At 65.7% G+C, this 6,308-nt stretch carries 7 protein-coding genes; 1 reads left to right on the forward strand and 6 read right to left on the reverse strand.

From position 1 onward, the window contains the following. The 3 genes from MK181_10650 to MK181_10660 form a co-directional block, all read right to left on the reverse strand. A partial coding sequence (locus tag MK181_10650; GenBank protein MCH2420258.1) for an ABC transporter permease occupies positions 1–686 on the reverse strand: 686 nt, incomplete at its 3' end. Next, the gene (locus tag MK181_10655) at positions 683–1,483 is read right to left on the reverse strand and encodes an ABC transporter permease (protein ID MCH2420259.1); all 801 of its coding nucleotides are present in this window, start codon (positions 1,481–1,483) and stop codon (positions 683–685) included. The genes MK181_10655 and MK181_10650, both read right to left, overlap by 4 nt. Before the next feature lie 10 nt (positions 1,484–1,493). Continuing rightward, a complete protein-coding gene (locus MK181_10660) occupies positions 1,494–2,468 on the reverse strand; it encodes an ATP-binding cassette domain-containing protein (protein ID MCH2420260.1) in 975 nt (324 codons plus the stop codon). A gap of 165 nt (positions 2,469–2,633) precedes the next feature. Between MK181_10660 and MK181_10665 the strand changes: the two genes are divergently transcribed. After that, positions 2,634–3,425: a class I SAM-dependent methyltransferase gene (locus MK181_10665; GenBank protein ID MCH2420261.1), complete on the forward strand. Its 792-nt coding sequence runs from the start codon at positions 2,634–2,636 to the stop codon at positions 3,423–3,425. A 66-nt stretch (positions 3,426–3,491) separates the two neighbouring features. Here the strand turns inward: MK181_10665 and MK181_10670 are convergent, their stop codons facing one another. From MK181_10670 to MK181_10680, 3 genes are read right to left on the reverse strand one after another with little or no spacing between them, the layout of a single operon-like run. Continuing rightward, a complete protein-coding gene (locus tag MK181_10670) occupies positions 3,492–5,048 on the reverse strand; it encodes an ABC transporter substrate-binding protein (GenBank protein MCH2420262.1) in 1,557 nt (518 codons plus the stop codon). After that, positions 5,038–5,712, reverse strand: coding sequence for a TlpA family protein disulfide reductase (locus MK181_10675; protein ID MCH2420263.1), 675 nt, complete (start codon positions 5,710–5,712; stop codon positions 5,038–5,040). Before MK181_10675 ends, MK181_10670 begins: the two co-directional genes overlap by 11 nt. After that, positions 5,709–6,263 carry a disulfide bond formation protein B gene (locus tag MK181_10680; protein ID MCH2420264.1) on the reverse strand — a complete coding sequence of 185 codons (555 nt, stop codon included), beginning with the start codon at positions 6,261–6,263 and terminating at the stop codon, positions 5,709–5,711. Before MK181_10680 ends, MK181_10675 begins: the two co-directional genes overlap by 4 nt. Positions 6,264–6,308 lie beyond the last annotated feature (45 nt).

Here is a 6,308-nt window from a genome sequence, read left to right on the forward strand (position 1 = left end):
CCCTGACGGGCAAACCGCAGCACATTGGTGACCGGGTTCACCCTGGCAACGGCGTGGAGCCAGCCGTTCATGAAGTGGATCGGCACCTGGCCGGTGGACAGGAACATCAAACTGAACCCGCAGACCTGGATCAGGATCATGGAGCGCATCGTGCGAAATCGGTAGACGACCGCCAAGCCGAGGAGGCAGAACGCAGAGGCCATCCCCGCCGTAGCCACGTAAACGGTCACTAGGGCAAGCGGGCCGCCGGGCAGTCTGAGCCCTCCGAGGGCCGAGACGAGCAGCACGCCAGTCGTCGGGATCGTCGACCGCAGAGCGCTGTAGGCCATCGTTCCAACCAGGATCGGTACTCGGCTACCGGGAGTCAGCAACAGCCGGTCGAAGAAGCCGTTCTCGATGTCCTCGGCGGTGGTCGAGGCACCACCCACCCCGGCAAACACCGCCCCCTGCATCGCCGCGTATACCGCCATCCAATTAAAGACGTTGTCGGTCCCGTAACCCTCGATCCGGGTGAGGGACACGAATGCGCCGGTGAAGCTCAGAACGAAGATCAGCGGCATCAGTAGTACCGGCATGATCAAGATTGGTCGCGCCATGATGCGGCGCATCCCCCGACCGCAGATCGCCGATGCCACCATGCCGGCAAATCCAAGATTCGTGGGGTGATCGACTGTGACGACGCTCACGAGGAACTGAGCTTCCGGTTCAGGGCGACCACGGCCATCGTCACCGTGACGGCAGAAATCACCAACGGAACGGCGAGTGCCTGTCCGACGTCCGACCACGACCAGCCCTCGAGGATGAGGCGCCTGACCGGGTCGATAATCCAGGTCACCGGGTTGGCCTCGGCCACCTCGCGGAACCAGCCGCTCATCAGGTTGGTCGGAAAGAACGCCGAGCTCATGAAGATGCTCGTGAACACCAGCGGGAACGTGGCGTTGACGGCCTCCTGGCTGCCCGTGAGGATGGCCAGTACTTGGCCCAGCCCTCCGATGGCGATGACGAGGAGGACCGCTGCGGTCACCAGGACTACGGCAGCTGCCGGTCCACCGGCGATCTCGGTGCCGAACATCAGGAATATGGCGATGATGAGGATCCCCTTGGCGGCAGCCACTACCACGGCCCCGCAGAGTCGTCCCAACAGCAACGGAAGGCGCGTGCAGGGCGAAGCCCGAAGCCGATCAAAGAAGCCGTTTTCGATGTCACGGGCTAGTTCCGTTCCGGCTTCGGTCGCACCGAATGACACCGACTGGACGAGGCTGGCCGGCAGCACGAAGTCGAGGAACGAGTCGACGACCGGGAAGCCGGGCAGCAGGATGGCGCGGGTGAACTGGTGTGTGTAGACGGCGGCCAGCAGCAGCGGGAACACGATCCCCGGGATCACGTTGCCGAGTTGGCGCCACTCCGTTATGACGGAACGGCGGGTAAGGGCCAGCGTCTGGACTCCGGCGAGGCGAAGCCCTGTTGCCGCACCGGCGTTCACGGTCGGGTGTTCACTGTTCGGCCCCCTCGAGGCGACGGCCTGTCGCTTCGGCGAACACGTCATCGAGGCTCGGGGCGTCGAGTTCCAGGTGGGAGACGGTGACTCCGGCGTCGTCCAGGGCCCGGACCACCTCGGCCACCCGTGCTGCACCCCCGTCGAGACCGATGGCGCACCGGCCCTCACGGGCCGGACGCTCGGGTCCGAAGCCGACAAGTACCCGGCGAGCCGACTCGAGGAAGACCGGGTCGACGTCCACCCGCAGCGTCGGAGAACCGACCGTGGACTTGAGGTCCTCCGGTGAACCTTCGCGAACCAGCCGGCCGCGGTCGATTATGGCGATTCGGCCTGCCAACTCGTCCGCCTCCTCGAGGTACTGGGTGGTGAGGAAGACCGTCGTTCCTAGTTCGCTGTTGAGCCGGCGCACCTCCTCCCAGAGAGCGAGTCGGCTAGTGGGGTCCAGCCCAGCGGACGGCTCGTCGAGGAAAAGGATGCTGGGCTCGTGCACCAGCGAGAGGGCAAGGTCGAGGCGCCTCCGCATGCCCCCCGAGTAGGTCGCCACGCGCCGACCCGCCGCACCCGTCAGCCCGACCCTCGCCAGGAGTTCCGCTCCACGACTCCTGGACTCCGACCGGGAAATGCCGTGGAGCACCGCCTGGAGTCGCATCAATTCGTTCCCCGTCATGAGCGGATCGATAGAGGCGTCCTGCAAGGCCACGCCAATGATCCGCCGGACATCTGCGGCCGACTTCTCTACGTCGTGGCCGCCGATCCTCGCTGTACCCCCGGTGGGTCGGAGCAGGGTGGTGAGCATCCGGACAGTGGTCGACTTGCCGGCACCGTTGGGCCCCAGAAATCCAAAGACCTCGCCGCGGGTAACGGCCAGGTCGATTCCGTCAACAGCGACCACCTCACCGAAGGTCCGTTCGAGGCCACTAGCCTCGATCACGACGTCGCCGCCGAATCGTGCCCCCGTGTTCCCGCCCATACGCGGCCCTTCCTACTCGCTGAACCCCGTCCGGGTGCCAGACGGGCGACGGGCAACCCGGAGCATCGGACCTCTCCGCGGATTCAAGACCTGCCGATCGACTGCTCTCCAGGTGGTCGATGCGTACCCTCCACCGGCCACCGTCGACGGCCCTAGGGTCGGATGATGCGGGACGACATCAACACCTGGCACTACGGGCTGGTCGCACGCTGGTGGGCAGAGTTCAAGGTAGGCGGGGAGGACGTCGAGTACTTCCGTGATGTCATTGAGCGGTGCGGCGAACCAGCGTTGGACGCCGGATGTGGAACCGGACGCCTGCTGCTCCCCTTCCTTCGGTCAGACATGGACGTCGACGGCAGTGACGTCTCTCCGGACATGCTCGGCTGGTGCGCCGCGAAGGCCGAGGTGGAGGGACTCTCCGCGAACCTGTACCCGCAGGCAATGCACGAACTCGATCTGCCACGCCGGTATCAAACGATCATCGTTTGCGGCTCGTTCGGCTTGGGTGGTACTCGTGCCGCTGACCTCGAAGGTTTACGTCGTCTTCATGCGCACCTAGAACCGGGTGGAACGCTCGTCATGGACCACTACCCACCCAAACGCGACACGGACTATGACCAGGCACTGGTTGAAAGCCATGACCTCCCGCACCCTTGGCCAGACCAAGGTGATCGCCGACGGACCGACAGCGGAGCAGAACTCGAGTTGCGGGTTCGCCTACTTGCAACAGACCCGGTGGAGCGGGCCATCACCCGAGAGATCTCGGTGCGTGAGTTCGTGGATGGTGTAGAGGTTGACCACCAGGTCTATTCGATCGTGATCTGTGGCTATTCGATTTCAGAGGTCGAGTCGATGCTCGAAATAGCCGGGTTTGGCGATATCCGGGTAACCGGGGCACTCGAAGATCGGCCCCCACGGCCCCACGATGAGTTCATCGTGTTCAAGGCGACGGCCTAGGTCGCTTCGACCGTGACCTGTCAGCCTCCGGGGCTCTAACGGAGACATCGAGATAAGCAATCGCTCTCAGTCGCTGACGTCGGTCGGCTCGGAAATGGCCTCGAAGTCCATCTCCTCGTTGTTCCACCGGGCGAGGGTCAGCGAGTCGCGAGCGTCGTGCTTGTCCGGACCCAGCGAGGCGAATGCGTAGCCCGGGAGATCGATGGGGCCTAGCGACGCCGCGGCGCCAGCGAACGACTCGTTGGTGAGGTGGGGTCCAGCGGCGGAGGCCACCATCTCGAACAGGTTGAGAGATTGACAGGCGTTGACCATGCCAGCCCAGTGGTTGGTCTCTCCGTCGGTCAGGTCGGTGGGCGGCCGGACAGTCGTTCCGGCCACGGCGTCAGCAATTTGTAGACATCGCCCCCACGTCGGGTCGTCCCGAGAGGAGAAGTCCATGTTGGTGATGACGAGTGTCGACTCCAGGTTGGGCGGCGGATCCTGTGACCAAGAACTGATGGAGTCGCCGTTGTGGATCAACAGGTTGAACTCGCCTCCCAGGCGAACGAGGTACTCGTACGTGTAGGGGTCCTCCCCGACCACTAGGAAGCTCTCCACTCCCTCCACCCGCGCCCTCTCCGTGAGGACATCGAGGAAGAAGATGGTGGCCGCCTCGTCGCCCGTGTAATCACTGATGGCGACGACCGAGACCGTCTCGTCAACTGCTTCGAGAGCAGTCACCATGTCGTCGATGATCGGCTGGTATTCAGGGTTCGCTCCGAGGATCAGGTAGGGGCCAAGGTCGTCTAGCCACCCCGTCTTACGCAGCAGGTTCACGAAGGCCACGCCCCGTCGGGTGAGGCTCATGTCGTAGGCGATCCAGGGTGCCCGGGCCCGATTGATTTGTTCGGGCGTCGGGCGGCCGCCCACGAGAACCGTCTCGTGGAGGTCTGTGAAGCACTCGTTGACGTCCTCGGCCCCTGGGCCGGCGAAGCCGTTCACCACGGCGAAGACCTGCTCGTCTTCGGTCAGTTCCGTGCAGGCGGCGTCGGCGGTGACCGAGCCGACGGGCAGGAAGCTACGGGAGACGAGGTCGACGCGTCGACCGAGGATCCCGCCTCGGCTGTTGATGTCGGCGACGACCGCCTCGAAAACGGGGATCCAGTTGTCGTAGGTGAGCGACAGGTGGAAGATTCGGTTCAGGCTCTCGAAGTCGATCACGGTGAGGCCGACCTTGATCGCCTCGGACGTGACGCCCCGGAAGGTGTCCTCCAGGACGAACGTCGTCGTCGGAACGGGCGAGGTGGTGGTCGCGGCGACGGTCGTCGAGGTCGGCGCTGTCGTGGTGGCCGGCGGGACCGTCGTCGAAGTAGCGGTCGTCGGGGCAACAGGCGGCGGGCCAACAGTCGTCGGGGCAATAGTCGTCGGGGTAGCGGTGGTCGGAACAGCCGAGGTGGTGATCGCGGCAACAGTCGTCGAACTGGGAGCCATCGTGTTGGCCGGCACGGCCGTCGTCGGTGCCACAGTCGTCGTCGACACTGCGGCTACCTCTACCGGCGACGCGGGCCCACCTTGCCCGCAGGCTGTCGCGCCCACCAAGACAGCCGTCAGGATGGCCAGGGTTGCTCGGGGGTCAGGTCGCATCGGCACCCGTGGGCACGGCGCCCGAACGGGTTGCCTGGTTCAGGACGTAGGCCCAGCCGTCGGGTGGCAGGCCGCCGCTGATCCGGGCACGTACCCGACCGTCAGTCCCCACGACCACGAAGTACGGGAAGCTCCGCAGGCCGTACGCCTCGGCCACCTCTGAGCCGTCGGAGTCGCGCAGCACCAGTTCCCGCCAACCCTCGGCGGCGAACCAGGCCCGGGGCAAGTTCTCCCGGTCCAGGTAGACGGCGGTGGACACGGCCACCACTTCGACGCCGGACGGGATGCCGTCTCGGTCGATCCACTCGACCAGCTTTGGCACCTCGGCCTGGCAGTGGGGACACCAGTGGGCGAAGAACGCGATGACGTAGCCCGTCCCGTCACCCGGCCGGACCTTTACCGTCCGCCCGTCGAACGTCGTGGCGTCAAAGCCCGGCGCCGGAAGGCCGACAGCGGCATCGCTCGTCGTCTCCTCAAACGTCGGGAGCGGCTCGCCGACCACGGCCACCGGTCCCGTCTCCGCGCCGTCCGGGTCTCCGACCTGTTCGCCGCCGCCGAGGGTCAGGGCGGCCACTAGGGCCAGGGCCACCGCGCCGACTAGGGCCAACACCACGGTCCGTCCTGGACCTGACCGTCCGGCCGGTCCCGTGGACTCCTCGCTCATGGTCGAACATCCTCGCGGTTGGCCACGACCCCGTCACGTACCGGTCGGCCGGCTGCCAGCACCAGGACAGTCACGGCGGCGAACCCGCAGAAGGCCATGAACGGGATCGATACGAACCCGAACTCGTCCACCCACTGCTGGGTGCATGGCGCGGCGACGTCACAAGATGATCCCTGGTCTGGGTACAGCTGAAGTTGGTAGTGGTAGGCCGACAGACCCAAGCCGGTGACCGACATGGGCAGGACCCGCCACCGGGGATCCGGATCGCCCCGCCACACGGCTACGCCCAAAACCACGACCAGCGGGTACCTGGCGATCCGCTGGTACCAGCAGAACTCGCAGGGAACGAAACCCCCGACCTCGGAGAACCAGAGACTGGCCGCTGTGGACACGGCGGCCACCGAGAAGGCCAGGCGTAGGGCGTCGGTCCGCATAGCGTCAAGGCGGCGACGCCCACCTTCGCTGCACAGCAGCACCCCGGCGGCTACGGCGACACCCAGGGCAACCAGGGCCAGTAGGGCCGTGAACAGCGACATCTGGTCGACAGACATGGGACTCAGAACCTACCGGCGGGCCAACCGCGAATCGTCAGGATG

The organism is Acidimicrobiales bacterium (genome assembly GCA_022452035.1).
Lineage (GTDB): Bacteria > Actinomycetota > Acidimicrobiia > Acidimicrobiales > MedAcidi-G1 > UBA9410.